Source organism: Microvirga sp. 3-52 (assembly GCF_018383585.1).
Lineage (GTDB): Bacteria > Pseudomonadota > Alphaproteobacteria > Rhizobiales > Beijerinckiaceae > Microvirga.
The window spans coordinates 67,046-91,297 of the sequence record NZ_JAHAMK010000006.1 but is presented as its reverse complement, the minus strand read 5'-3'; the positions used below and the strand labels follow the sequence as shown (position 1 = coordinate 91,297).

Below are 24,252 nucleotides of genomic sequence, written 5' to 3'. Positions count from 1 at the left end.
CCAGACCTCATTTTGGGCCTGATGACAGCAAGCTCGGTGCTTTATTCTATGCCATGTACTGGCCGCCGTTGACGGACAGGGTCGAGCCGGTGACGAAGCCGGCCTCATCGGCGGTCAGGAAGAGCACGCTGCGGGCGATCTCCTCGGCTTCTCCGAGACGGCCGACGGGGATCAGCGGCAGGATCTTGGATTTCAGAACCTCCTCGGGAACCGCCTTCACCATTTCGGTGGCAATGTAGCCCGGCGCGATCACGTTGACGGTGACGCCCTTGTTGGCGTTCTCCTGCGCCAGGGCCTTGGCAAAGCCGACCACGCCCGCTTTCGCAGCGGAATAGTTCGCCTGTCCCATCTGGCCCTTCTGGCCGTTGATGGAGGAGATGATGACGATGCGCCCGAAGCCGCGCTCGCGCATGCCCTCGATCACGGGGCGCGTGCAGGTGAACATGGAATCGAGATTGGTGCGGATGACGGCCGACCATTGATCGTAGGTCATCTTGTGGAACATGCCGTCNTGGAGGAGATGATGACGATGCGCCCGAAGCCGCGCTCGCGCATGCCCTCGATCACGGGGCGCGTGCAGGTGAACATGGAATCGAGATTGGTGCGGATGACGGCCGACCATTGATCGTAGGTCATCTTGTGGAACATGCCGTCACGGGTGATGCCCGCGTTGTTGACCAGGATGTCGACCGGGCCCAGCTCGGCTTCGACCGCTCGAATGCCGCTCTCGCTGGATGCCGCATCGGAAACATCGAACTTGAAGACCGGGATGCCGGTCTCTGCCTTGAACTGATTGGCGGCTTCGTCATTGCCGCCGTAATTCGCGGCAACCTTGTAGCCTGCGTCCTTCAAGCCTTTTGAGATCGCGGCACCGATGCCGCGGGTGCCGCCCGTAACCAATGCGACGCGTGCCATGCTGTTTCCTTCCCAACACCGTTTCCGTGTGGATCTCTAAAGGATCCATTCATTGTGAGACGTTCGGATTCGGACCGCCTCACAACATAGCTTAGGATATTTGGCAGAGCGGGGAAGGGCGAGGCGCCGGAATTTCCTGGCGCCTCTTCAAGTTTTTAGGGCTCCCGGCGGCTTTCAGCGCTCGAGGCACATGGCGACGCCCATGCCGCCGCCGATGCAGAGAGTGGCAAGACCCTTCTTGGCGTTCCGACGGCCCATCTCGTGCAACAGGGTCACGAGCACCCGTCCGCCCGATGCGCCGATGGGATGGCCGATGGCGATGGCGCCGCCGTTCACGTTCACGATGGACGGATCCCAGCCCATGTCCTTGTTGACCGCGAGCGCCTGGGCCGCGAAGGCCTCGTTGGCCTCGACGAGGTCGAGATCGGACACTTTCCAGCCGGCCTTTTCCAGCGCTTTGCGCGAGGACGGGATCGGACCCGTGCCCATGATGGCCGGGTCGACACCGGCGGTCGCCCAGGAGGCGATGCGGGCGAGCGGGGTCAGACCGCGCTTCTCGGCCTCGGCTTCCGTCATCAGCACGATGGCGGCAGCGCCGTCATTGATGCCCGAGGCGTTGCCGGCGGTGACCGTGCCCTCCTTCGAGAAGGCGGGGCGCAGCTTGGCGAGCGCCTCGACGGTGGTGCCGGGGCGGATGTACTCGTCCTGATCCACCACGATGTCGCCCTTGCGGGACGCGATCGTCACAGGCGTGATCTCGTCCTTGAAGCGGCCTTCCTTCTGGGCGGCCTCGGCCTTGTTCTGCGAGGCGGTCGCGAACTGGTCCTGCTCCTCGCGGGTGAGCTGCCAGCGCTGGGCCACGTTCTCGGCGGTATTGCCCATGTGGTAGCCGTTGAAAGCATCCATCAGGCCGTCCTTGAGCATGGTGTCCATGAGCTTGAAGTCGCCCATCTTGGTGCCGGAGCGCATATACGCCGCGTGCGGGGCGAGCGACATGGATTCCTGGCCGCCCGCCACGATGATGCTGGCATCGCCGTTGGCGATCTGCTGCATGCCGATGGCGACCGTGCGCAGGCCCGAGCCGCAGAGCTGATTGAGGCCCCAGGCGGTCTTTTCCTGCGGCACGCCCGCGGCCATGGCGGCCTGGCGGGCCGGGTTCTGGCCTTGGGCCGCGGTGAGGATCTGGCCCAGGATCACCTCGTCCACTTCCGAGCCGTCGACCTTGGCGCGCTCGAGAGCCGCCTTGATGGCGATCGCGCCCAGCTCATGGGCTGGCGTGTTGGCGAAGGCCCCGTTGAACGAGCCGACGGGGGTACGTGCCGCGCCGACGATGACGATGCTGTCTCGGGCCATGCCTCTCTCCTGTGCTGATGATTTGACGTTGGAATGAATGTAGGGCTGACCCGATCAAATCCCCAGAGGCCGGGATGTCAAGGATCGCATCGTGCAACCCTGCCCCGAGACGCCTTAGACTTTTGGCGCTTTGATCGTTCGGCATAAGACTTATAATCATTAACGGCTGGCATCCCGACGGACCGGGATGAGGGATGCCGGCATGGTGGATTTCCTGGGAGCGTATCGGGCATTATGGCGACGGACAAGCAACCGACGGTCATCAAGAAATATGCCAACCGCCGCCTCTATCACACCGGCACTTCCACCTACGTGACGCTGGAAGATCTGGCCGGCATGGTGCGCAAGGGTGAGGATTTCGTGGTCTATGACGCGAAGTCGGGCGAGGAGATCACCCGCTCGGTCCTGGCACAGATCATCTTCGAGCAGGAAAACAAGGAGGGGCCGAATCTCCTCCCCGTCACCGTGCTCCGTCAATTGATCCGCTTCTACGGCGACAGCATGCAGGCCCTGGTGCCGAGCTATCTGGAATTCTCCATGAACAACCTGTCCCAGGAGCAGCAGAAGCTCCGGGACCAGATGGCGCAGGCCTTCGGTCCAGGAGCCTTCCAGGCCATGGAGGAGCAGGTGCGCAAGAACATGGGCTTTTTTACCGAGGCCATGCGAATGTTCTCGCCCTTCCCGCAATCGGGCCCGGGCGCGCCCGACGCGAAGCCAGCTGTGAAGGGGGACGAGACGAACGATCTCGACAGCCTGAAACAGCAGATGGCCGCCATGCAGGCCAAGCTCGACAAGCTGGCGAGCAAGTAGCTCCGCAGGGAGTCCGGATCGTCAGCGTATCGTCCTTCTCGGAATACCGGATCCACTTTCCGCACGATGTGCTAGCCGCGCGCCTTCTTCACCAACCGATGCAGGGTCGACGACTGCAGCACGGCTTCAGGCTCGCCGAACAATCCGCCCTGAAGATAATCCACGCCCCAGGCTGTCAGCAGGCGGGCGGTGGCCTCGTCGTCCACCCATTCCGCGACTGTGGCGATGCCAAGGTGCTGGGCCCTGTCGATCAGGGTTCTGACGGTGAGCCGGTCGTCGGTCGAGCGCTTGAGCGGCTGGATGAAGACGCCGTCGATCTTGAGAAGGTCGACGGGCAGCATCCGCAACTGGCCCGGCGAAACATGGCCTGCTCCGAAGCCCGTGAGGGAAAGCCCGACGCCTAAGGCCTTCATGGCATGGAGACGGCCCAGGATCTTCCGGCACTCGGCCAGGGCAGCCTCGGGGACCTCGATGACGAGCCGCGACTCGATGCCGGGACGCGCGCCGAGATGGGCCGCCAGCATGGGCAGCCATTCGGCATCCTGCAGGGTTCTGGTTGAGACCGGCAGCGCCAGGCGTGCGCCGGGATGATCTTTCAGATGATCGGCCGCTAGTTCCAGCATGCGTCCGTCCACGAGAAGAGCGAGGTTCGCCTCCTTCAGCCTCGGCACCGGGCCGAGAGGGATCGGGCTGCCGTCGGAGCGCGAGAGCGAGGCACAGGCCTGCACCAGGGCAGGGGTGCGGCTGTGAGCTTCCAGTATCGGCTTGCAGGCGAGGGTCAGGCTGCGGCTGTTGAGGGCGGCGACCCAATCGAACGGTGCCTGCTCGGCAGACGGCGATGGGGCCTTGGGGCGTGCGTCGTAAAGCTTGCAGGCCTCCCCACGCTCAAGACCCGAGGCCAGGGCCTGCTCGGCGAAGCGAAGGAGCTTGGTGGCCTTGAAGGTGTGATCCGGCGCGCAGGCCGCTCCCAGGTGAAGAGAGGCTGCAGCCGGGTGATCCTTCATGAGCCCGATGAGCCGCTTCATGGCGCTTGGAGCATCCGTGGCCGGGCAGCAGGTCAGGGTCAGGGCAAAGCGGTGAGGCCCGAGAGCGGTGAAGAGATCGTGGCGGCGCATCATCGGGCGCAGCCTACGGGCGATCGCCGCCATGGCGTCGGCCTCTCCGTCGTCGAGCGCGCCGACGATCAGCGTGCAGGTTTGAGGTACCCTCAGAGCCTCATTGATGCCGTTCTGGATGCTGCACAGAAGCTCCGAGCGCTGTTTCAGCATCGCGGGCAGCAGATCCCTTGCGCCCGAGACCGGGTCGAGACGCAGCTGACCGCGGGCAAAGGCCGGGCGTCCCTGAACATTCGGCTGCCAGCGGCCCGCATCCTCGACCATCACGACCCGGTCCGGTTCGAACCGCAGGGCGTACCGGGTCTCGTAGGAGCGGCCCGAACCCTCCGCTGTCCCGATGGCATCCTGGCGGGACAGACCGCAGCCGGGCTCGACGAGGTACGAGAAGGCTTGGCCGGTCTTGGGCAGATCTTTCGACGGAAGACCGAGTGCATCGGCTGCACCGGGGCCCCAGGCCAGGGTGTCGGACACCATGTCCCAGGAATAGATGACCCCTGCAACGGGGGAGCGGGACGCCGACGAGGCTTCGCGTTGGCGCGGCGACCGGGATATGCCCGTGAAAAGTCCCGTCCGGCCCTGCCGCTTCGTCGCCATCACACTCACCATCGAATACGCACGGATTGGGGCGGCTGGAGGCACTCTTCGCAAGCCTGACCGAAACCCCTGAAAACCAAGGGATGCAGGATCGGCCTTCAGGCTTAATGAAGGGTAAAAAGTCCTGGTAAATCAGAGCGTTTGGGGCGCATCGTGCGGAAAAGTGGGTCCGGTGCTCTGGGGCATAAAAAAACCGGCGCTCGAGGCGCCGGTTCGGATCATCGCATGCCGCGTAGGATCACGCGTCGGTCTTCACCTTCAGAACCTGACGGCCACGGTACATGCCGGTCTTCAGGTCAACATGGTGAGGACGGCGCAGCTCGCCGGAATCCTTGTCCTCGATGTAGGTCGGGGCCTTCAAGGCATCGGCGGAGCGACGCATTCCGCGCCGCGAAGGCGACGTTTTTCTTTTTGGAACGGCCATATCTCGTCTCCGGTTAAAATAGCGGAGCGCCCGCTTAACCGGGGAACGCTCACATCTCAATCTTGATGAGGTTGCGCCTCATACAAGGTCTTCGGGCAAATATCTAGCCCTTTGACGCAATCTGAGGGATTTTCATTGCCGCAGGGAGGGGCTTAGGACCTCAGGCAGTCGCTGAAGGGGGCCGCTCTTTCCATGCGGACCTGCAGCTGTCCCGCAAGCGCCCGGTGGCCGGGGCGCGGGCGAGCCGGATTGCGGACCAGGGGGTTGGGCAGGGCCCGCGCCAGAAGGGCTGCCTCCTGTCGCGTCAAATTCCTGGCCGACTTGCGGAAATACTTCCGGGCGGCCGCCTCGGCCCCGAAGATCCCTTCGCCCCATTCGGCGACGTTGAGATAGACCTCCATCATCTGGCGCTTCGACCAGATCAGGTCGAGATAGAGCGCCACCGGGATCTCGAGGCCCTTGCGGACATAGGAGCGGCTCGGCCACAGGAAGAGGTTCTTTGCCACCTGCATGGGGATGGTCGAGGCTCCGCGGGACGGCCCGTCGTCGTCGGCGGCCTCCACCACATCCCAGAGGGCATCCCAGTCGACGCCGTTGTGCTCGCAGAAGCGGCTGTCCTCGGCGGTCATCACGGCGAGCGGCAGGTTGGACGAAATCTCGTCGAGCCTGACGAAGTCCCTCTCCACGGGCTGCAGGGTGAGCCAGCGGCCGAGCATCAGGGTGGAGACCGGCGGCACAGCCCAATACAAAAGGCCTAGCCAAAAGACCGCGCCGACCCATAAGAGGATGAGACCGAAGCCGATCTGAACGAGGCGGCGGAGAAAGCGGGCCGCCGTCATCGGCGCCCGCGGCCGTCCCGTCCGCAGCGTCCATCTCGACTTCAATCGCTCATCAGCGCTCCCCTCGGGCGGAGCGGCGGCCCCATCCGTATTCAGGCTCGTCATGACGCCATCCACCAGCACTTTCACGACGCGGCTCTCTGACGCCGCGAAGGTTATCGAAACAAGTCTCGAAGCCTTGCTATCAGACAAAGCCGCTCCCGGCGAGATTGCCCGGCCGCCGCGCCTCATGGCCGCCATGCGTCATGCCGCCCTAGGGGGAGGCAAGCGCCTGCGTCCATTCCTGGCCATCGAGGCAGCGCGCCTCTTCGGCGTGGAGGGGCAGGGGCCCCTGCGGACAGGCTGCGCCGTCGAACTCCTGCATTGCTATTCCCTGGTCCATGACGATCTGCCGTCCATGGATGACGACGACCTGCGCCGGGGGCGCCCCACCGTGCACAAGGCCTATGACGAGGCCACGGCCATCCTCGCAGGAGACGCGCTCCAGACGCTCGCCTTCGAGGTTCTCGCCGATCCGGCGACCGCGTCCGATCCTGCCATCCGGTCCGATCTCGTTCTCGGCCTTGCCCGCGCCTCGGGCCTCGGCGGCATGGTCGGGGGGCAACTGCTCGACCTGACGGCGGAGGGGCGTTACGGGGCCGCCCACATAGGCGAAGCCGATGTGCGGCTGCTCCAGATGATGAAGACCGGCGCGATCCTCACCTTCTCGGTCGAGGCGGGGGCCATTTTGGGAGAGGCCGATGCCGCGGCACGCCGGACGCTGGTCGAATACGGACGTTCGCTCGGCGCAGCCTTCCAGGTGGCGGACGACATCCTCGACCGGGAGGCGTCCGCAGAGGCGCTCGGCAAGCGCACGGGCAAGGACCAGGAGAAGGGCAAGGCCACCCTGGTCGACCTGCTCGGAATGGACGGCGCCCGCCGCGAGTGCCGGCAGCTCGTCGAACAGGCGCAAGCCGCTCTCGACGGCTTCGGGCCGCGGGCGCAAACCCTGCGCGAGGCCGTGCGCTTCGTTGTGGAGCGGCAGGTTTGAATCCCGCGCGTTCAGCCTCGTCGGCGCCACCGCCCCATGCGGTTTTGGCTCAAGCCGTCGGGACCCAGAACGTCAGCTTGACATGACCGGGGCGTCGGTTGTGCGGAAGAGAGCCCGCGGGCTCGCCGCCATTGGCGAGGATCACCTTGCGCGAAGCCTCGTTGTCGTCGTCGCAGGTGATCAGCACCCGTGAGAAGCCCTCCGAGCGACAGACCGGCAGGATCATGCGGAGCGCCTGCGTGGCGTAGCCGCGACGCTGCTTCCAGGGCACGATGGTGTAACCGATATGCCCGTAGATGAGGACCGGCAGATCTTCCGTCCCCCTTTGGAAGCGAAAGCCGATGCGCCCGCAGAACTCGCCGTCGCTGATCCAGAAATCGTGCGCGGGCAGACGCGGCACCTCGCGGCCGTCCGGCAGCCGGACCATGGGGCTGTTGTAGAGGTCGTGGAGAAAGCGCTTAGGGTCGCGCCGGAGCTGCAGGAGCTGCTCGCGGCTGACATCCTGGTCCGTGTTGGGCGACCAGCCCTGTTCGAGGGCGCGGGCGTAGAAGGGAAGCCAATCCAGGCTCGGGCGGATGAGGGTGATGTCAGTCATGGATCTCCAAAACTGACATCGAGTCAGGCGAAGAGCAACAGGCTTACACGGTCACCTGGGTGCCGACCTCCACCACGCGTCCGGTCGGGATCTGGAAGAAGTCCGTGGCGTCGCTCGCGGATTTCGCCAGGCCGATGAACAGCTTGTCCTGCCAGAGCGGCATGCCCGATTGGCTGGCGGGACGGATCGAGCGGCGCGACAGGAAGAACGACGTCGCCATGATGTCGAACTTGAAGCCCTGCTTGCGCAGGATCGCGAGGCCACGCGGAATGTTGGGCGTTTCCATGTAGCCGTAGCTCAGGCGGATGCGCCAGAACGAATCGCCCACGTGCTCGATGGCGACGCGGTCCTCGTCCTCCACGCGGGGGACGTCCTCGCTGTTGACGGTCAGGATCACGTTCTTCTCGTGCAGCACCTTGTTGTGCTTGAGGTTGTGCAGGAGGGCCGCCGGTGCCGTGTCCGGATCGCTCGTCAGGAAGACGGCGGTGCCCTTCACCCGGTGCGGAGGGCTCTTCTCCAGCATCTGCACCAGCTCGAGGAAGGGCACGTCGATCTTGCGGGTCTTCTCGAACAGGATCCTGGTTCCCTTCACCCAGGTCCACATGAGCACGAAGAAAACGCCGGCGATCACCAGCGGGACATAGCCACCGTCGAGAAGCTTCACCAGGTTCGAGGACAGGAAGGTGAGGTCGATCAGCAGCAGCGGAATCATGATGAGTCCGGTTTTCAGCGGCCCCCAACCCCAGCTCCGGCTCATGACCAGGCAGGCGAGCAGGGTCGTGACGACCATGGTGCCGAAGACCGCGATGCCGTAGGCGCTGGCCAGGCTGCTGGATGAGCCGAAGAGCAGCACCAGGCTGACCACAGCCGCCAGCAGCAGCCAGTTCACGCGGGGCAGATAGATCTGCCCTTGATGCGTTTCCGAGGTGAAGCGGACTTCAAGGCGCGGCAGGATCCCGAGCTGCACCGCCTGCCGGGTCAGGGAATAGGCGCCGGTGATCACCGCCTGACTGGCCACGATGGTCGCCAAGGTGGCGAGGATCACGAGGGGCAGGAGCAGCCAGGGCGGAGCCAAAAGGAAGAAGGGGTTGGTGATGGACTCGGGATTCGACAGAACGAGGGCACCCTGCCCGAGATAGTTCAGGGCGAGAGCCGGAAAGACCACGGTGCCCCAGGCTACGCGAATCGGGTTGCGGCCGAAATGGCCGAGGTCCGCATAGAGGGCCTCGGCGCCCGTCACGGCCAGGCAGACGCTGCCGAGGATCGCGAAGGCCGTTCCCGGATGCGTGACCAGGAAGGAAACGCCGTAATAGGGGTTGAACGCGAGCAGAACCTCCCAATCATCGGCGATATGGAGGAGGCCGAGGCCCGCCATGGTGATGAACCACAGGAGCGTGAGCGGGCCGAAGAAGGCCGCGACCTTGCCGGTGCCGCGGCTCTGCACAGCGAAAAGGCCGATCAGGATCGCCAGGGCGCCCGGCAGCACATAGGCCTCGAAGGAAGGCGCGACGAGCTTCAGACCTTCCAGGGCCGAGAGCACGGAGATGGCCGGCGTGATGGCGGCATCGCCATAGAAGAGGGCCGCGCCCGCCATGCCCATCATGAGCACCGGGAGGCTACGCCGCCCGAGGGCGCGCTGCGCCAGTGCGACCAGAGTCAGCGAGCCGCCTTCGCCCTTGTTGTCGGCCCGCAGCAGCAGAAACACGTATTTGACGGACACGGTGAGGATCAGCGCCCAGAGCAGGAGCGACAGGATGCTGATCACCAGTTCACGGGTCAGGGGAACGGGAGTCCCATGGTGACCGCCTGTGGCGGCCATCACCGTTTCCCGCATGGCATAGAGTGGGCTGGTGCCGATATCGCCATAGACGACGCCGATGGCGCCAAGGGTCAGGGTCCAGAATTTCGCCTTGAAATGGCTGTCCGGTAAGGTGGCCTCAGGGGCTGCGGAATCTGCATGTCCCGAGGCAACGGCGTGCTGTTCTGCCATGTGTGCTTTTCTTTGCGGACGTGCCCGCGGACGGCCTTTGTTGAATTACCCTGCAGTCGACGAAGGGCGGCCCCTTCTCCAAAGAGCGCAGCGGCCGTCATTGCCGGCGCGGCGGCTCTCTAACACATCGCGCCTTGGCTTAAAACGGAATTTCGCAGGAGGTTCCATGGCCACGCTTGTTGCCTCATTCGGCGGCATCGCGTCCGAGCTGGCCGTAGTTCTTCTCGATATATTCAAGGACGATCTTCTGAAAATCCTGAGCAAGCGTCGGACCGCGCAAGGTCATGGCCTTGCGGCCGTCGATGAACACCGGAGCCGCCGGCTGCTCACCGGTTCCAGGCAGTGAGATGCCGATATTCGCATGCTTCGATTCACCGGGCCCGTTCACGATGCAGCCCATCACGGCCACGTTCAGGTTCTCGACGCCCGGGTAGGTCCGGCGCCACTCCGGCATGGAGGTGGAGATCCAGTTCTGGATGTCCCGCGCCAATTCCTGGAAGACGGAGGAGGTGGTGCGTCCGCAGCCGGGGCAGGCGGCGACAAGCGGCACGAAAGTGCGAAAGCCCATGGTCTGGAGCAGTTCCTGGGCCGTCTTGACCTCAACGGTCCGGTCACCGCCGGGCTCCGGGGTCAGGGAATAGCGGATCGTATCACCGATGCCCTGCTGGAGCAGGATACCCATGGCGGCGGACGAGGCCACGATGCCCTTCGTGCCCATGCCCGCCTCGGTGAGGCCGAGATGGATGGCATAGTCAGAACGGCGGGCGAGATCCTGGTAGACGGCGATCAGGTCCTGCACTGCAGAGACCTTTGCCGAGAGGATGATCCGGTCGCGACCCAATCCGATCTCCTCGGCGCGGGCGGCGGAGAGCAGGGCCGATTGGATCATGGCCTCGCGCGTGACCCAGCGCATGTCGCGGGGATTCGCCGAGGTGGCGTTCTCGTTCATCAGGTGGGTCAGAAGCTCCTGGTCGAGCGAGCCCCAGTTGGCCCCGATCCGGACGGCCTTGCCGTGGCGGATCGCCTGCTCGACGATGGCCCCGAACTGCCGGTCCTTCTTTTCCTTGAAGCCCACATTGCCGGGATTGATGCGGTACTTGGCGAGCGCCTCGGCGCAGGCCGGGTGATCGGCGAGAAGCTGATGGCCGATATAGTGGAAGTCGCCGACGAGGGGTACGGTCACGCCGAGCCTGTCGAGCCGCTCGCGGATCTTGGGTACGGCGGCGGCGGCCTCGTCGCGGTCGACGGTGATGCGCACGATCTCGGAGCCCGCGCGGGCGAGCGCCGCGACCTGCTTCACCGTCGCGTCCACATCCGCCGTGTCCGTGTTGGTCATCGATTGGACCACGATCGGCGCGCCGCCGCCGACCATGACGGACCCGACGCGCACGCCCACGGTGCGATGGCGCGGAGCGGGGCCGGCGAGGCTCTCTGGGGCGAGAGCGGTCTCAGGGGACGAAAGGAACGACATGCTGCAATCCACGACGGCAGATCAAAGCTGCCGTCGTTTAGCTGATGCCAAAAGCCCTCTTCGTCAAGCGCGGCTTAATGGAACCGGCCGGCCGGCCTCAGTGAACGTCCTGGCAACGGGCGCAGCGTCCCGTGATCTCCAGAATCTTCGTGCGGGGCTGGTAACCCTGCTCCTGCAGGACCTTGAGCACGGTATCGGCCACGTCCGGGGACGTGATTTCATTCACATCCCCGCATCCTTCGCAGATCAGAAAGGTTGTCGCCCTGCGGTCATGGGGGGTGCCGGAACTGGTGATATAGGCGTTCCGGCTCGCGAGCCGATGCACCAGACCCTGGTCGATGAGGAACTCCAAGGCGCGATAAATGGTGATCGGCGCCATGCGCCGTCCTTGCGAACTGAGCAGATCCACCAGATCGTAGGCGCCGAGCGGCTTGTCGAATCCGTGGAGCACTTCGAGCACGCGGCGGCGGATGGGGGTCAGCCGCACCCCTCTGTCCCGGCAGAGAGCCTCCGATCGGGCAACGGTCTGTTCCGTCTTCTCGGAAGCCCGGAGAGTGCGGGTCGAAGCGCCGTCATGGGGAAGCCTATGTTGAAGAGACGATGTATGAGCCATCGGATCACCCTTGTTCAATCGCTAGAGTTTTCAGCCCCCATCGTCTCCGCCACCGGCATACTCGGCGCGAATCCACTTCATCTGTATAGGTTATAACGCTTCGATTTTGAAGTGGGAAATTTGCAAGAGGTCGATGCAGATTTGCGCAGAATCCGGGCTCGCGGCTAAAGGAAGCGCCAGACGCTGGACCTCTTGATGTCCGAATCCTCGAGCGTCCGGGTCACCGGCACCTCGTAGGCGGCAAGGTTCTCCAGCCGGTCCTTGGGAAGATAGCTGCGGCCCGGGTCGCCGATCAGGACCGTGGCACCTCTCCGGCTCAGGCCGAACAACCAGGCGACGACCCGGTCCGCCAGATCGCGCTCGTAGCAGATATCGCCCGCCAGCACCGTATCCCAGCCCTGATCCTGCCCGACGATGTCGGCCTGAAGCGGACTGATCGAAACGCCATTGGCCTTGGCGTTGAGGTCCATGGCCGCGACGGCGAAAGAATCGATGTCACAGGCGGTCGCCTCGGCGGCGCCGGCCTTCATGGCCGCGATGGCTACGAGGCCGGAGCCCGAGGCGAAGTCCAGCACGCGCCGCCCGCGCACGGTTTCCGGATGATCGAGAATGTAGCGGGCGAGCGCCTGACCGCCCGCCCAGGCGAAGGCCCAGAAGGGAGGCGGCAGACCGATCTCGCCCAGTTCCTCCTCGGTCTTCTGCCAGAGCTCCGTCGCTTCGTCGGCCACATGCAGGGAAATCTCCGGCGCATGGGGTACGGGGCGAAGCCGGGTCTCGGATCGGATGAAGGCGACGGGATCTGGGATCATGGGGCCAAGGGGATCATGGGCCAAGGGGATCATGGGCCAAGGGGATCATGGGGCCAGCATAGAGCGATAAAGCTCTTTGACGCTCTCGATCACATCCCGTTCCGTAAACCCGTCGAGAACGCGGGCGCGGGCGGCTTCGCCCATGCGGGCCACTTCATCCGGCCGGTGGGACAAGGCGACGAGCGCTTCGGCCAGGCTTGCCGCGTCGCTGGCAGGAACGAGACGCCCCTCGATGCCATCCCGCACCAGGGTGCGGCAGCCGGGAACGTCCGTCGTGACCATGGCGCGGCCGCAGGCAGCGGCTTCCAAAAGCGTCCGCGGCAGGCCTTCGCCACCGCGCGAAGGCAGGCAGGCGACGTGATGCGCGCGCCACACGGCGGCAACGTCCCGGGTCGGTCCATGCCAGGAGATCCCGGATTCGGTGCTCCAGACCTTCAGGGTCTCTTCCGGAATCGCCTTCGGGTTCGAGGGATCGGGGGCGCCATAGAGAGACAGCTCGATGGCAGCGCCTCGGGCTCCGGCGATCCGGACCGCCTCCACCGCCACGTCGATGCCCTTGGACCAGAGCATGCGCGCGACAACGGCCACCTTCAGCGGCGGCTGGTGCGGCAGGGGGGCGGGTTTGAGGAGGTCCGGATCGATGCCGGCTCCGCCGAGTATGGTGACCCGGGCGCTCGTGGGATCGAGGCCGAGGAGCTTGGGATCGTCCGTGTTCTCGAAGACATAGCGGGTCTGGCGGGTCTCCAGGCCTCGCACGAGCAGGCGCACGGCGCGCTGCGAGAGGCGCGCGACCATGTCCGTACGAGCCCCCAGGAAGCCGGAGCCGGTCAGCGCATAGACCCGGCGCCCGACGCCCGCCATGGCGGCCGCGAAGCCCCCGACCAGGATCCCCTTGAGAGCGATGCAATGGACGAGATCGGCCTTCTCGGACTTGAGGATCGCGGCCAGCTGCCCGGCGGCATAGCCCGCCGCCATGGGGTTCAGGCTGCGCCGCTCGGCCTCGAGCGGGATCACCTTGGCGCCCGTGGCCTCGATCGCTTCCCGATGCGAGCGCACCCGGGTCACGACCGTGACCGCGAGACCGAGCTCGCGCGCGGCCCTGGCCATGGGCAGGAAATGGGAGGCGAAGAACCAGTCTTCGGTGATGACGAAAACGAGCTTGCGGCCTTGGACGTCAGGCAGGGACAAGGAAGACAAGGGATGATCCGGGTGAAACGGTTGTGCCCTTCTAACCTCCGCAGAGGGCAAATGGGAACTCCCTCGATCAACGCCCGTTGCCGTCATCTTGAAACACAGGAGACAACAGACATGCCGGATTGGCTGCCAAGCGTCCTGGCGACGATTGCGGGCATCCTCTCGACTTCGAGCTTCGTTCCCCAGGTGGTCAAGGCTTGGCGGGAGCGGGACACGAGAGCCATCTCGAAGCACATGTACATGGTCACGGTGACGGCTTTCGTCCTCTGGTCCGCCTACGGATTCCTGATCGGCAGCTGGCCCATGATGGTCTTCAACGTTCTGAGCCTGATCCTGAGCGCCACCATCCTGGTCCTCAAGATCCGCAACGACCGGCGCAAATCTTCGGCGGTGATGTCGCACAGGGAACCCGGACTGGCGCGGTCCGGTTGACGTCTTGCTCTTCAAACAAGGCTTCCCATGGCGGAATCGAACGTCACCTCTGAGAATGTCGTCGACCCTCGCGACGCCGCCGAGACGGCGGGACTGCTCTACGTCTCCGACGAGGAGCCCGGCATCCGGCGCAGGAAATCCGGTAAGGGCTTCACCTACACGAGACCGGACGGCAAGACGGTCGAGGACGGGTCGACCCTCGAGCGCATCAAGTCCCTCGCGATCCCGCCCGCCTATACGGATGTGTGGATCTGCGCCAAGGCCAACGGCCACATCCAGGCGACGGGCCGCGATGCCAAGGGCCGCAAGCAGTATCGCTATCATCCGGCCTTCCGAGAGGTTCGCGAGAGTACGAAATACGAGCACATGCTCGAATTCGCCAAGGGCCTGCCGGCGATCCGCAAGACCATCGACGAGCACATGAGTCTTCGCGGGCTGCCGCGTGAAAAGGTGCTGGCGACGGTGGTGCATCTGCTCGAAAATACGCTCATCCGCGTCGGCAATTCCGATTACGTCAAGCAGAACAAGAGCTATGGCCTCACCACCCTGCGCGATCCGCATGTGAAGGTGGAAGGCGGCGAGCTGCGCTTCCAGTTCAAGGGCAAGAGCGGCAAGACCTGGCGCCTGCAGGTCAAGGATCGGCGCGTCGCCAAGATCGTGAAGGCCTGCCAGGACCTGCCGGGGCAGGATCTGTTTCAATATCTCGACGAGAATGGCGAGCAGCAATCGATCACCTCGGCCGATGTGAACGCCTACCTGAAGGAGATTACGGGAAGCGAGATCACGGCCAAGGACTTTCGGACCTGGGCCGGCACCGTGCTGGCGGCCCTGGCGCTTGCCGAGTTCGAGGAATTCGACAGCGACGCCAAGGCCAAGAAGAACATCCGGGCTGCGATCGAGAAGGTCTCGGGGCGGCTCGGCAACACGCCGACCATCTGCCGCAAATGCTACGTGCATCCGGAAGTGTTCGCCTCCTATCTCGACGGAGGCCTGCTTCTGGAAATCAAGGAAGAGATCGAGACGGAGCTGCGCGAGGATCTCTCCAGTCTGAAGCCCGAAGAGGCAGCCGTTCTGGCGCTGTTGGAGCAGCGCCTCTCCAGAGAAATCGAAAAGCCGGCGGAGAAGACGCCTCCGAGGAAGCGTCGTGCCTCATCGGGCAGAAAGCAGGACAAGGCGCAGCCCGAGCTGCGGGCCTGACTCCCGCCATGCCGTTCTCCGGGACACTGCCGGCGATCCGGGATCAGTCTAGGCTATCCCGTTGATAGGGGGCATCGCGCTTTTCTATTCGGGATCACCGGCACGAGGCCGGTGATGACGGCAAGCGGCATGTCATCCTGGGTGCCGATCCTGGATCGGCTACGCCGTCCGGGATGATGACGAGCGCACAAGGAGCGTCTATCCAGGTGCTTGACCCGTCACGCCTCCCATGGTCCATCGCATCCGCATCAACCGGGACCGGGTGAGAGGAACCGTCCATTGAAACGTATTGCCGCCATCGCAGTCGTCCTGCCTTGCCTCATGGCGAGCGCAGCTTCCCCTGGCGTCGCGCAGAGCGCCGAGCCTCGAAGCTGGCCCGAGGTGAAGTGCGCTCGCTATAAGCAAGCATGGTCGGATGCACTCGCTCATCGGGGAACGGGAGGTCTGAGCCAGGAGTTCATCGAGCGTCATGAGGCTTTCCTGGCCTCGGACTGCACGGCCAGAGGCGATGTCTGCCCGCGCTCGGCAGAGGAACTCGACCTTGCCAACATGATGGTGGTCGCCGCCATGAATGCGGGAACGGCGAGCACCTTCCCTCCCTTCTCCTGCCGCAAGTGACGGGAAAGTGGCGGGAAATCTGCATTCTGCCGGGGACGGGGACGTCGTCTTAGCCGCTCGAACATTTTCCCTGTCTCACCCGTTAGGGCTTCGCCACCTTCATTTCAGCGAGGCTCTTCCATGCGCATTCATCATCTCAATTGCGGCTGCATGTGCCCTGTCGGGGGCAAACTTTGGGATGGTGTCAGCAGTGGCCTGACCGGGCAATTGATCTGCCACTGCCTGCTTGTCGAGACGGACAGCAGCGGCCTCGTTCTCGTCGATACTGGCTTCGGCTCCAGGGATGTGGAGGATCCCTATGGGCGGATAAGTCCGCTCTTCATCCACACCAACCGGATCCGGCTGGAGCATCGCTATACGGCGTTGGAGCAGGTGAAGAGCCTCGGCTTCTCGCCTCGCGACGTGCGCCACATCGTGCTGACCCATCTCGATTTCGATCATGCCGGCGGACTCGAGGACTTTCCGGACGCAACCGTTCATGTCCTGCGTGCGGAGGTCGAGGAGGCCGAGGTGAGACACGGGTTCATCCATCGCCGGCGCTACAGCCCTCGGCAATGGGAAGAGGTGCGGGACTGGCGCTTCTACGATCCGACCGGGGAGCGATGGTTCGGCTTCGGCTCGGTGCGCGACCTCGACGGCTTGCCGCCCGAAATCCTGATGATCCCGCTGCCCGGCCACACCATGGGACATGCCGGCATTGCCATCGACACGCCTGACGGATGGCTTCTCAATGCGGGCGACGCCTATTTCCATCGGCATGAGATGGATGAAGATCCGTCCTCCACGCCTGGCCTTCGAGCCTATCAGCGGTTGATGGAGGAGGACCGGCCGCTGCGCCTCCACAATCAGGAGCGGCTGCGGGATCTCGCCAACGACGATCGCAGCAACGTCAAGATCTTCTGCAGTCATGACCCGATCGAGCTCGAAGCCCTGCAGCGCCTCAGTACGGGGTGGCGGCCGATTTTCGCGGAATATAGTCCAAGTCTGCGGGCTCATTGAGCCGCCAGCCTCTGGTCCCTGCCTGCCGCCGCCCTAAAAGCAGGCAGGTAGATCGATGAGGGGAAGCGGAAATGGACCTCGATGCCCTGATGCTCTCGCGCATCCAGTTCGCGTTCACGATCGCCTTCCACATCATCTTTCCGGCTTTCACCATCGGTCTTGCCAGCTGGCTTGCGGCTCTGGAGTTCAACTGGCTGCGCACGGGCAACCCGCTCTACCGCACTCTCTTCCGCTTCTGGGTGAAGGTGTTTGCGGTCTCCTTCGGACTGGGCGTCGTGTCCGGCATCGTCATGAGCTATCAGTTCGGAACGAACTGGTCGCGCTTCTCCGAATTCACCGGCAACGTGCTCGGCCCCGTCATCGCCTACGAGGTCATCACCGCCTTCTTTCTGGAGGCGGCCTTCCTCGGCATCATGCTCTTCGGCTGGGAAAGGGTCGGCGACCGCCTGCATTTCTTCGCCACCTGCATGGTGGCCTTGGGCACGCTGATTTCCGCCTTCTGGATTCTCTCCGCCAATTCCTGGATGCAGACGCCGGACGGATTCGCCATCGAGAACGGCAAGGCGGTGCCGGTCGACTGGTTCAAGGTCGTCTTCAATCCGTCCTTCCCCTTGCGCTATGCGCATATGGTGATGGGCTGCTACCTGACGACGGCCTTCGCGGTGGCGGGCATGTCCGCCTGGATGCTGCTTCGCCATCCTCATGATGCGCCGGCGGCGAAGCTCGCCGGCTCGCGACGCTCCATGTCCATGGCGCTGTGGTTCGCGACCATCTTCGTGCCGGTTCAGATCGTGATCGGCGACCTGCATGGCCTCGGCGTGCTCAAATATCAGCCGACGAAACTGGCGGCCATCGAAGGCAACTGGGACCGGATGGCGAACATGCCGCTTCGCCTCTTCGCCATTCCCGACGAGGTGGCGGAGACGAACCATTACGAAATCGCCATTCCGAAGATCGGGAGCTGGGTTCTGACACACGCCTTCGACGGCGTCGTTCCCGGTCTCAAGGAGGTTCCTCCGGACGAGCGTCCTCCGGTCTGGCCGGTCTTCTTCTCCTTCCGCATCATGGTCGGCATCGGCTTCGCGATGCTCGGCATCGGGTTGTGGAGCCTTTATCTGCGCTGGAAGGGCACGCTCTTCACCAACAGGCTGTTCCTGACGGCCGCCATGATCATGACGCCATCCGGATTCGGCGCCGTGCTCTTCGGGTGGTTCACCGCCGAGATCGGCCGTCAGCCTTGGGTGGTCTACGGGCACCTGCGCACAGCCGATGCCGTGTCTCCCGTTGCAGCCGGAGCGGTGACCGCATCGCTCCTGACCTTCATCGTCGTCTATGCCTTCGTGTTCGGGTTCGGCTCCTACTATCTCGCCAAGCTCCTGCGGCGCGGGCCCGATCCGATCGAGGATATCCGAGGGGACGATCTCGGCAAAAAGCCGAAGCGTCCGTTCTCGGTGCCGGATGAGGGGATCGAAGGGCGGCCGGGCCATCGCGCGCAGCCTGCGGAATAGGAGGGCCAAGCATGTTCGGCTTCGGAATGGAATACGAGGGACTGGCCTTCTGGCTGCCGCTGATCTGGGCCGGGCTGATCGCCGTGGCGGTTGCCATGTACGTGATCGCCGATGGTTTCGATCTCGGCGTCGGCATTCTTTTCAAGGCGGCCCGCAGCGACAACTGGCGTGACCGGATGATGTTTTCGGTCGCGCCGATCTGGGACGGCAACGAGACATGGCTCATCCTCGGCGGCGGCGGCCTCTTCGCCGTCTTCCACATTGCCTATGCGGTGCTGATGCCGGCCCTGTACCTGCCGATCATCTTCATGCTCGTGGCCCTCATCTTTCGCGGCGTCGCCTTCGAGTTCCGCTTCAAGGCGGAGCGCTCGAAGTTCTTGTGGGACAACGCCTTCTTCTTCGGCTCTCTGCTGGCGACCTTCTTCCAGGGCATGGTGCTCGGCACCTTCGTACAGGGCTTCGCCACCGATGGTCGCCAGTTCACCGGCGGCACCTTCGATTTCCTGACCCCGTTCAGCGTGTTCACCGGCATCAGCCTGATCTTCGGCTATGGGCTGCTCGGTGCGACCTGGTGCGTGATGAAGACCACAGGTGAACTGGAGATCTGGGCGCGCCGCATGGCGGTGCGGTTTCTCCTGGCCACCATCCTGGCCATGGCCATCGTATCGGTGTGGGTGCCGTTCCTGGAAAGGCAGATCGAAACGCGCTGGTTCTCCTGGCCCAACATCGTCTTCCTCGCGCCGATCCCTCTGGTCACGGCCTATGTGGCCTACAGGCTCTTCCGCGACCTGGAGGAGGGGCGCCATTACCGCCCGTTCTTCCTGACCATTGCCCTGTTCCTGCTCGGCTATCTCGGCCTGGGGGTCAGCCTCTTCCCCTACATCGTTCCTCCCAACCTCACGATCTGGGACACGGCGAACACCGTCAGTTCCCAGCTCTTCGCGCTGGTGGGCTTCGCGATCGTGCTGCCGATCACCTTCGCCTACACGGCCTATTCCTATTACGTCTTCCGCGGCAAGGTGGCCGACGAGATCTCCGGCGGCGGCTACGGGTATCACTGATGCAGGCTGAAACGCGTCGCCCGCCGGAACGGCGCTCGAAACGCCTGCTCTGGTTCGTGTTCCTGTATATTGCGAGCCTCGCGGCCTTCGCGGGGCTCGTCTATGGCTTGCGGAGCATCATTCCCCATTAACGGTAGGTGCCGATGAAGCCCTTGTCGGTCACCACGACCCAGCGGGCGCCGCGGCGCTCGATGCCTTCGATGCGGCCCACTCCGGGAAGAATGCCTCCGGGCATGACCTCGTAGAGGCGGCGGTTGCGGTTCTCGACGAGAGCCGCGCCGTCATAGACCTCGCGCAGTACCCACCCGTCCACAGGTTCGCCCTTCACCGGCTTGGGAACAGGGGCCTCCGCGCGGGTCGCAGCCTCGGTCGCGGGAGGCGCTGCAGGGGCGGATGAAGATACAGGCTTCGTGCTCAGCCCGGCCAGGGTGGTCATGATCTGGCTCTCCATCCGGTCGAGTCGACCCTCGAGTGCGGAGAACTTCTTGCCCGGCTCCTGCAGCGAGATCGCAAGGCGTTCGACCTTCTCCGTCAGCCTCGTCTGTTCGGAGGCCGAAGAAGTGGACGCGGTGTGCTCGATGTCCTTGGACGCCGCCACCGTGTCCCGGAGCGCATCAAGGTCGGTGCTCAGCCGGGCGAGGATCTCCCGGCTGCGGACCGTCTCGGCCTCCAGACGATGGATGGCATCCTTGTTGGCCAGTGTTCCCATGTAGGAGGCGGACCAGCCGGCCCCGACGAGGAGCAGGGCCGCGGCGGCTTGGCTCAGGAACTTGGTGGGGAAAGCCCGGCGGCCGGTTGCAATGCGCTCATCTGCGGCCACTTCGGAAGAGGGCGCCGGCTTCAGGCCAGGCCTCGCGCTCTTGATGGCCTCCTCGAGAGCGGCGCTGGCCGTCGGGTCGATCTGGACGGCGGTTTTGGACGATTCAGCGATCTGTTTCGCCGCTTCGGCGCGATCCCGAGAAGGTATGTTGATGTCCATATTCCGACCTCATTTCCAGGTCAGAGACCATTAACCGTAAAAATTTACCAAAGCGTTATCTTTAGAGTTGAGCGCTTACGTTACATGCCCTCTCCGAATGGGGAGGAACGTAAAATCGCACAGATATTTAGAACTTTTTGTTGACATAGTTACATATAATAGGGTTACAAAAGGTGGCGTAACGGAAAGCGACCATCTTAGGGGCATCTCGATACCCATAAGAGTGCTGAGAAACATGGCCTTCCGGGCCTAACTATAACGAGATACTCTTGTGGGGCCACGACCCCGTCATCACAGCCATCGCCAGATGGCAATCATTGTGATAAGGTATAACCTTGCACAGTGGCTCCACAACCACGACGGCGCCGGGTGACTGGCCGGTCTATGGAAAGAAGACATGAAGCAGGCATCGAGAAATCGGGAAGAAAGCACAGAGGTCCAAGACGCTCTGAAGTCCTGCCTTCCCTCTTTTACCGGGGTCGCCGTATTCTCCGCGGTGGTCAACCTTCTGGCTCTCACGGGCTCCATCTACATGCTCCAGGTCTATGACCGGGTGCTGTCCAGCCGGAGCATCCCGACCCTGATCGGCCTCTCCCTGATCACGCTTGCGGCGTTCGCGCTCTCCGGCGGCCTCGACATGCTGCGGGGACGCATGCTGGCGCGCATCGGCGCCCGCTTCGACGAGCTGCTCTCGCACCGGGTCTTCGATCTCGTGGCCACGATGCCGCTCAAGGGCGCCAAGCAGGCAGAGAGCATGCAGCCGATCCGCGATCTGGATACGATCCGCGGCTTCCTCTCGAGCCTGGGCCCCACGGCCCTGTTCGACATGCCCTTCATGCCGATCTTCCTCATCGGCTGCTTCATGATCCATCCCGGCATCGGGGTGATGTCGGTGGTGGGCGGCGTGGTGATCATCATCCTGACCCTCTACACGGACGCCAAGAGCAAGGCCCCCTCCTATGAGGTGACCAAGAGCGGCGCCGAGCGTCATGCCATGGCCGAGACCAGCCGCCGCAATGCGGAGACCATCCGTGCGAACGGCATGCTGGGCTTCCTGGCCAAGCGCTACGACGAGGTGCATGTCCGTCACGTCAACGACGGCTTGGTCGCCAGCGAGTCCTCGGCCGGCATCAGCGCCTTCGCCAAGGTCTTCCGCATGGTGCTCCAGTCGGCCATTCTGGGCCTCGGCGCCTATTATGTGATCCAGGGCCAGATGTCGGGCGGCCTGATGATCGCCGGCTCGATCCTGATGTCCCGTGCGCTCGCCCCGATCGAAATCGCCGTCGCGCACTGGAAGGGCTTCACGGCCTCCCGTCAGGCCTATCGCCGCCTCCAGCACATCATGAACCTCGTGCCGGCTCAGGGCCAGCGCATGCCGCTGCCCGCGCCGAAATCCGCCCTGTCGGTGGAAGAGGTCTATGTCGGCGCTCCCGGCGCCTCCCTACCGATCGTCCAGGCCGCCTCGCTCCAGCTCCAGGCCGGCCAGGGCCTCGGGCTCATCGGTCCCAGCGCCTCGGGCAAGTCGACCCTTGCCCGCGCCCTTGTCGGCGTGTGGCCGACCCTGCGCGGCGAAATCCGCCTCGACGGCGCGGCTCTCGACCAGTGGGAGCCGGATTCGCTCGGCCGCCACGTGGGTTACCTGCCGCAGGACGTGGAGCTGTTTGAAGGCACGATCGCCGAGAACATCTCCCGCTTCCAGCCGAACGCCAAGCCCGAGGACGTGATCGGCGCGGCGCAGACGGCCGGAGCGCATGAGCTCGTCCTCAACCTGCCCGACGGCTACGATACCCGGATCGGCGAGGGCGGGGCTTCCCTGTCGGGTGGTCAGCGCCAGCGCGTGGCCCTCGCCCGCGCTCTCTACGGCAACCCGTTCCTGGTCGTCCTCGACGAGCCGAATGCCAGCCTCGACGGCGCCGGCGACGAGGCCCTGAACCAGGCCATTCTGGCGGTGCGCAAGCGCGGCGGCGTCGTCATCGTCATCACGCACCGTCCGGCCGCTCTCGGCCAGGTCGATCAGGTCGCCATCATGGAAGAGGGCCGGATCAAGGCCATGGGACCGCGCGACGAGGTTCTGCAGTCCGTCATGAAACGCAATGCGACGCCGGCACCGGCACCGGTGCGGCCGCAGCAGGCGCCGGCAGCTCAGGCTGCGAACCTGCGAGAGGTTGGTTAAATGTTGGTCATTCAAGCTCCCCAAAAGCCTTCCGTTCACCAGCGGATCCTGCGTCAGTCGACCATCGGTGGCGTGGCCATGATCGCCCTCTTCGGCGGAACGATCGGCCTCTGGGCGGCGACCTCGACCCTGTCCGGCGCCGTCGTGGCCGGCGGTCAGTTCGTGGTCGATACCAGCGTCAAGAAGATCCAGCACTCGACCGGCGGCATCGTCGGCGAGCTGAAGGTCAAGGAAGGCGATCGCGTTTCCCAGGGCGATCTCCTGGTCCGCCTGGACGAGACGATGACGCGCGCCAACATGCAGGTCGTCTCCAAGCAGCTCGACGAGTATATCGGCCGCCAGGCTCGCCTGGAGGCGGAGCGCGACGGTTCGTCGGAGGTCAAGACGCCCGAGGAATTCGCCAGCCGGCTCAATGAACCGGCCGTGGCGAAGATCATGTCCTCCGAGCGCACGCTGTTCACGGCGCGCAACGCCTCCCGCGACGCGCAGAAGGACCAGCTCCGGAAGCGCATCGCCCAGTCCCAGGACGAAATCGTGGGACTGAAGGCTCAGCAGAATGCGAAGGCCCGCGAGGCCGAGCTGATCGTGGCGGAGCTGAAGGGCGTCCGCGACCTCTATGATCGCAACCTGGTGCCGATCACGCGGTTGAACGCCCTCGAGCGCGACGCCGCGAGCATCGAGGGCCAGCGCGGCCAGCTCATCGCATCCGTCGCCCAGGCCGAGAGCCGCATTGCCGAGACCCAGTTCCAGATCATCCAGATCGACGAGCAGATGCGCGCCGAAGCGATGCAGGAGCTGCGCGAGATCCAGGGCAAGATCGCGGAATATACCGAGCGGCGCGTGGCGGCCGAGGATCAGCTGAAGCGCATCGACATCCGCGCTCCCAGCGACGGCTATGTCCACCAGCTGAACGTCCACACGATCGGCGGCGTGATCTCTCCGGCCGAGCCGGTGATGAACATCGTTCCGGTGAACGACAAGCTCGAGCTCGAGGCCAAGGTTCTGCCCAACGAGATCGATCAGGTGAAGTTCGGCCAGAAGGCGACCGTGAAAGTCCATGCCGCCAACGCACGCATGGTCCCGGACCTGCACGGCACCGTGAGCCGGATCTCGGCGGACGTGTCGCGGGATCAGCAGACCGGCGCGACCTTCTACACGATCCGGGTCGAGCTGCCCCAGGACGAGATCAAGAAGCTGGAAAACCTGCACCTGATCGCCGGCATGCAGGCCGAGGTGTTCGTCGAGGTGAACCAGCGCACCCCGTTCGAATATTTCTTCAAGCCCATGCAGGAGCAGATCGCCCGCGCGTTCCGCGAGCACTAGGCTTTCCTCTCTGGGTTGCAATGAGCTGCGGTCGGGGCAATGAGCCTCGGCCGCGGTTTTTGTTTGAATCCTCCCGAAGGCTGCGGTCAAGGTCCGGTCAAGCCTGGAAAGTTCCGCACGCAAGCCCATAACAGGGCGGAGGCTGTGCTCTCCTGCAGCCCTCGATCGAAGACAAAGCCCAAGGTGCTGCTGCAAGGCTGGACCGGCCCG

The 24,252-nt window shown here is 64.3% G+C and carries 22 protein-coding genes and 2 pseudogenes; 11 read left to right on the top strand and 13 right to left on the bottom strand.

What is annotated here, in order from left to right:
- Window positions 1-46 precede the first annotated feature (46 nt).
- From KHP60_RS25640 to KHP60_RS06960, 3 genes and pseudogenes are all read right to left on the bottom strand, one after another.
- A pseudogene (locus tag KHP60_RS25640) lies at window positions 47-511 on the bottom strand (SDR family oxidoreductase); the annotation flags it as partial.
- Between the two features lie 14 nt (window positions 512-525).
- Window positions 526-915 (bottom strand): annotated as a pseudogene (locus tag KHP60_RS25635) (SDR family NAD(P)-dependent oxidoreductase); the annotation flags it as partial.
- Window positions 916-1,089: 174 nt separating this feature from the next.
- Window positions 1,090-2,268, bottom strand: a complete 1,179-nt coding sequence (locus KHP60_RS06960) for an acetyl-CoA C-acetyltransferase (RefSeq protein ID WP_213562989.1) — start codon at window positions 2,266-2,268, stop codon at window positions 1,090-1,092.
- A gap of 234 nt (window positions 2,269-2,502) precedes the next feature.
- Between KHP60_RS06960 and phaR the strand changes: the two genes are divergently transcribed.
- Entirely contained in the window at window positions 2,503-3,078 is a 576-nt protein-coding gene (gene phaR, locus KHP60_RS06955) for a polyhydroxyalkanoate synthesis repressor PhaR (protein WP_213562987.1), read from the top strand.
- Between the two features lie 71 nt (window positions 3,079-3,149).
- Here phaR and KHP60_RS06950 read toward each other — a convergent pair whose 3' ends face one another.
- From KHP60_RS06950 to mtgA, 3 genes are all read right to left on the bottom strand, one after another.
- Window positions 3,150-4,787, bottom strand: coding sequence for an EAL domain-containing protein (locus KHP60_RS06950; RefSeq protein WP_213562985.1), 1,638 nt, complete (start codon window positions 4,785-4,787; stop codon window positions 3,150-3,152).
- A 238-nt stretch (window positions 4,788-5,025) separates the two neighbouring features.
- On the bottom strand, window positions 5,026-5,211 hold the full coding sequence (gene rpmF, locus KHP60_RS06945) for a 50S ribosomal protein L32 (protein ID WP_152712060.1): 186 nt from the start codon (window positions 5,209-5,211) through the stop codon (window positions 5,026-5,028).
- Between the two features lie 152 nt (window positions 5,212-5,363).
- Window positions 5,364-6,050, bottom strand: coding sequence for a monofunctional biosynthetic peptidoglycan transglycosylase (mtgA, locus tag KHP60_RS06940; protein ID WP_213563349.1), 687 nt, complete (start codon window positions 6,048-6,050; stop codon window positions 5,364-5,366).
- Window positions 6,051-6,153: 103 nt separating this feature from the next.
- On the opposite strand from mtgA, the gene KHP60_RS06935 reads away from it, so the two are divergent.
- Entirely contained in the window at window positions 6,154-7,080 is a 927-nt protein-coding gene (locus tag KHP60_RS06935) for a polyprenyl synthetase family protein (protein ID WP_213562983.1), read from the top strand.
- A 49-nt stretch (window positions 7,081-7,129) separates the two neighbouring features.
- On the opposite strand, the gene KHP60_RS06930 is transcribed toward KHP60_RS06935, so the two are convergent.
- From KHP60_RS06930 to KHP60_RS06905, 6 genes are all read right to left on the bottom strand, one after another.
- Window positions 7,130-7,675, bottom strand: a complete 546-nt coding sequence (locus KHP60_RS06930; RefSeq protein ID WP_213562981.1) for a GNAT family N-acetyltransferase — start codon at window positions 7,673-7,675, stop codon at window positions 7,130-7,132.
- A 43-nt stretch (window positions 7,676-7,718) separates the two neighbouring features.
- Window positions 7,719-9,665 (bottom strand): potassium transporter Kup, encoded by a 1,947-nt coding sequence (locus tag KHP60_RS06925; RefSeq protein WP_213562979.1) that lies wholly within the window; start codon window positions 9,663-9,665, stop codon window positions 7,719-7,721.
- A gap of 184 nt (window positions 9,666-9,849) precedes the next feature.
- Window positions 9,850-11,136, bottom strand: a complete 1,287-nt coding sequence (gene ispG / locus KHP60_RS06920; protein WP_213562977.1) for a flavodoxin-dependent (E)-4-hydroxy-3-methylbut-2-enyl-diphosphate synthase — start codon at window positions 11,134-11,136, stop codon at window positions 9,850-9,852.
- Window positions 11,137-11,233: 97 nt separating this feature from the next.
- Complete coding sequence (locus tag KHP60_RS06915) at window positions 11,234-11,749, bottom strand: Fur family transcriptional regulator (protein ID WP_213562975.1); 516 nt, start codon at window positions 11,747-11,749, stop codon at window positions 11,234-11,236.
- Window positions 11,750-11,913: 164 nt separating this feature from the next.
- Window positions 11,914-12,558 (bottom strand): methyltransferase, encoded by a 645-nt coding sequence (locus tag KHP60_RS06910; protein ID WP_213562972.1) that lies wholly within the window; start codon window positions 12,556-12,558, stop codon window positions 11,914-11,916.
- Between the two features lie 45 nt (window positions 12,559-12,603).
- The gene (locus tag KHP60_RS06905; RefSeq protein ID WP_249688582.1) at window positions 12,604-13,755 is read right to left on the bottom strand and encodes a glycosyltransferase family 4 protein; all 1,152 of its coding nucleotides are present in this window, start codon (window positions 13,753-13,755) and stop codon (window positions 12,604-12,606) included.
- Between the two features lie 111 nt (window positions 13,756-13,866).
- Between KHP60_RS06905 and KHP60_RS06900 the strand changes: the two genes are divergently transcribed.
- The 7 genes from KHP60_RS06900 (at window position 13,867) to KHP60_RS25445 (ending at window position 19,698) form a co-directional block, all read left to right on the top strand.
- Window positions 13,867-14,184 (top strand): SemiSWEET family sugar transporter, encoded by a 318-nt coding sequence (locus KHP60_RS06900; RefSeq protein WP_213562968.1) that lies wholly within the window; start codon window positions 13,867-13,869, stop codon window positions 14,182-14,184.
- Window positions 14,185-14,211: 27 nt separating this feature from the next.
- Window positions 14,212-15,381 carry a DNA topoisomerase IB gene (locus KHP60_RS06895; RefSeq protein ID WP_213562966.1) on the top strand — a complete coding sequence of 390 codons (1,170 nt, stop codon included), beginning with the start codon at window positions 14,212-14,214 and terminating at the stop codon, window positions 15,379-15,381.
- A 279-nt stretch (window positions 15,382-15,660) separates the two neighbouring features.
- On the top strand, window positions 15,661-15,999 hold the full coding sequence (locus KHP60_RS06890) for a hypothetical protein (protein ID WP_213562965.1): 339 nt from the start codon (window positions 15,661-15,663) through the stop codon (window positions 15,997-15,999).
- A gap of 120 nt (window positions 16,000-16,119) precedes the next feature.
- Window positions 16,120-16,998, top strand: coding sequence for an MBL fold metallo-hydrolase (locus KHP60_RS06885; protein ID WP_213562963.1), 879 nt, complete (start codon window positions 16,120-16,122; stop codon window positions 16,996-16,998).
- Window positions 16,999-17,069: 71 nt separating this feature from the next.
- The gene (locus tag KHP60_RS06880; protein WP_213562961.1) at window positions 17,070-18,506 is read left to right on the top strand and encodes a cytochrome ubiquinol oxidase subunit I; all 1,437 of its coding nucleotides are present in this window, start codon (window positions 17,070-17,072) and stop codon (window positions 18,504-18,506) included.
- Between the two features lie 11 nt (window positions 18,507-18,517).
- The gene (gene cydB, locus KHP60_RS06875; RefSeq protein WP_213562959.1) at window positions 18,518-19,567 is read left to right on the top strand and encodes a cytochrome d ubiquinol oxidase subunit II; all 1,050 of its coding nucleotides are present in this window, start codon (window positions 18,518-18,520) and stop codon (window positions 19,565-19,567) included.
- A complete protein-coding gene (locus KHP60_RS25445) occupies window positions 19,567-19,698 on the top strand; it encodes a hypothetical protein (protein ID WP_283770680.1) in 132 nt (43 codons plus the stop codon). Before cydB ends, KHP60_RS25445 begins: the two co-directional genes overlap by 1 nt.
- Here KHP60_RS25445 and KHP60_RS06870 read toward each other — a convergent pair.
- Window positions 19,695-20,546, bottom strand: coding sequence for a hypothetical protein (locus KHP60_RS06870; RefSeq protein WP_213562957.1), 852 nt, complete (start codon window positions 20,544-20,546; stop codon window positions 19,695-19,697). The two genes, KHP60_RS25445 and KHP60_RS06870, sit on opposite strands and share 4 nt — an antisense overlap.
- Window positions 20,547-20,943: 397 nt before the next feature.
- On the opposite strand from KHP60_RS06870, the gene KHP60_RS06865 reads away from it, so the two are divergent.
- Window positions 20,944-22,719, top strand: a complete 1,776-nt coding sequence (locus KHP60_RS06865) for a type I secretion system permease/ATPase (protein ID WP_213562955.1) — start codon at window positions 20,944-20,946, stop codon at window positions 22,717-22,719.
- Complete coding sequence (locus tag KHP60_RS06860) at window positions 22,720-24,042, top strand: HlyD family type I secretion periplasmic adaptor subunit (RefSeq protein WP_213562953.1); 1,323 nt, start codon at window positions 22,720-22,722, stop codon at window positions 24,040-24,042.
- Window positions 24,043-24,252: the final 210 nt, after the last annotated feature.

What these genes read in the sequence shown, in the direction of transcription:
- KHP60_RS06960 (WP_213562989.1), bottom strand. Translation starts at nt 2,268, where the DNA reads ATGGCCCGAGACAGCATCGTCATCGTCGGCGCGGCACGTACCCCCGTC.
- phaR (WP_213562987.1), top strand. Translation starts at nt 2,503, where the DNA reads ATGGCGACGGACAAGCAACCGACGGTCATCAAGAAATATGCCAACCGC.
- KHP60_RS06950 (WP_213562985.1), bottom strand. Translation starts at nt 4,787, where the DNA reads ATGGCGACGAAGCGGCAGGGCCGGACGGGACTTTTCACGGGCATATCC.
- rpmF (WP_152712060.1), bottom strand. Translation starts at nt 5,211, where the DNA reads ATGGCCGTTCCAAAAAGAAAAACGTCGCCTTCGCGGCGCGGAATGCGT.
- mtgA (WP_213563349.1), bottom strand. Translation starts at nt 6,050, where the DNA reads ATGACGGCGGCCCGCTTTCTCCGCCGCCTCGTTCAGATCGGCTTCGGT.
- KHP60_RS06935 (WP_213562983.1), top strand. Translation starts at nt 6,154, where the DNA reads ATGACGCCATCCACCAGCACTTTCACGACGCGGCTCTCTGACGCCGCG.
- KHP60_RS06930 (WP_213562981.1), bottom strand. Translation starts at nt 7,675, where the DNA reads ATGACTGACATCACCCTCATCCGCCCGAGCCTGGATTGGCTTCCCTTC.
- KHP60_RS06925 (WP_213562979.1), bottom strand. Translation starts at nt 9,665, where the DNA reads ATGGCAGAACAGCACGCCGTTGCCTCGGGACATGCAGATTCCGCAGCC.
- ispG (WP_213562977.1), bottom strand. Translation starts at nt 11,136, where the DNA reads ATGTCGTTCCTTTCGTCCCCTGAGACCGCTCTCGCCCCAGAGAGCCTC.
- KHP60_RS06915 (WP_213562975.1), bottom strand. Translation starts at nt 11,749, where the DNA reads ATGGCTCATACATCGTCTCTTCAACATAGGCTTCCCCATGACGGCGCT.
- KHP60_RS06910 (WP_213562972.1), bottom strand. Translation starts at nt 12,558, where the DNA reads ATGATCCCAGATCCCGTCGCCTTCATCCGATCCGAGACCCGGCTTCGC.
- KHP60_RS06900 (WP_213562968.1), top strand. Translation starts at nt 13,867, where the DNA reads ATGCCGGATTGGCTGCCAAGCGTCCTGGCGACGATTGCGGGCATCCTC.
- KHP60_RS06895 (WP_213562966.1), top strand. Translation starts at nt 14,212, where the DNA reads ATGGCGGAATCGAACGTCACCTCTGAGAATGTCGTCGACCCTCGCGAC.
- KHP60_RS06885 (WP_213562963.1), top strand. Translation starts at nt 16,120, where the DNA reads ATGCGCATTCATCATCTCAATTGCGGCTGCATGTGCCCTGTCGGGGGC.
- KHP60_RS06880 (WP_213562961.1), top strand. Translation starts at nt 17,070, where the DNA reads ATGGACCTCGATGCCCTGATGCTCTCGCGCATCCAGTTCGCGTTCACG.
- cydB (WP_213562959.1), top strand. Translation starts at nt 18,518, where the DNA reads ATGTTCGGCTTCGGAATGGAATACGAGGGACTGGCCTTCTGGCTGCCG.
- KHP60_RS25445 (WP_283770680.1), top strand. Translation starts at nt 19,567, where the DNA reads ATGCAGGCTGAAACGCGTCGCCCGCCGGAACGGCGCTCGAAACGCCTG.
- KHP60_RS06870 (WP_213562957.1), bottom strand. Translation starts at nt 20,546, where the DNA reads ATGGACATCAACATACCTTCTCGGGATCGCGCCGAAGCGGCGAAACAG.
- KHP60_RS06865 (WP_213562955.1), top strand. Translation starts at nt 20,944, where the DNA reads ATGAAGCAGGCATCGAGAAATCGGGAAGAAAGCACAGAGGTCCAAGAC.
- KHP60_RS06860 (WP_213562953.1), top strand. Translation starts at nt 22,720, where the DNA reads ATGTTGGTCATTCAAGCTCCCCAAAAGCCTTCCGTTCACCAGCGGATC.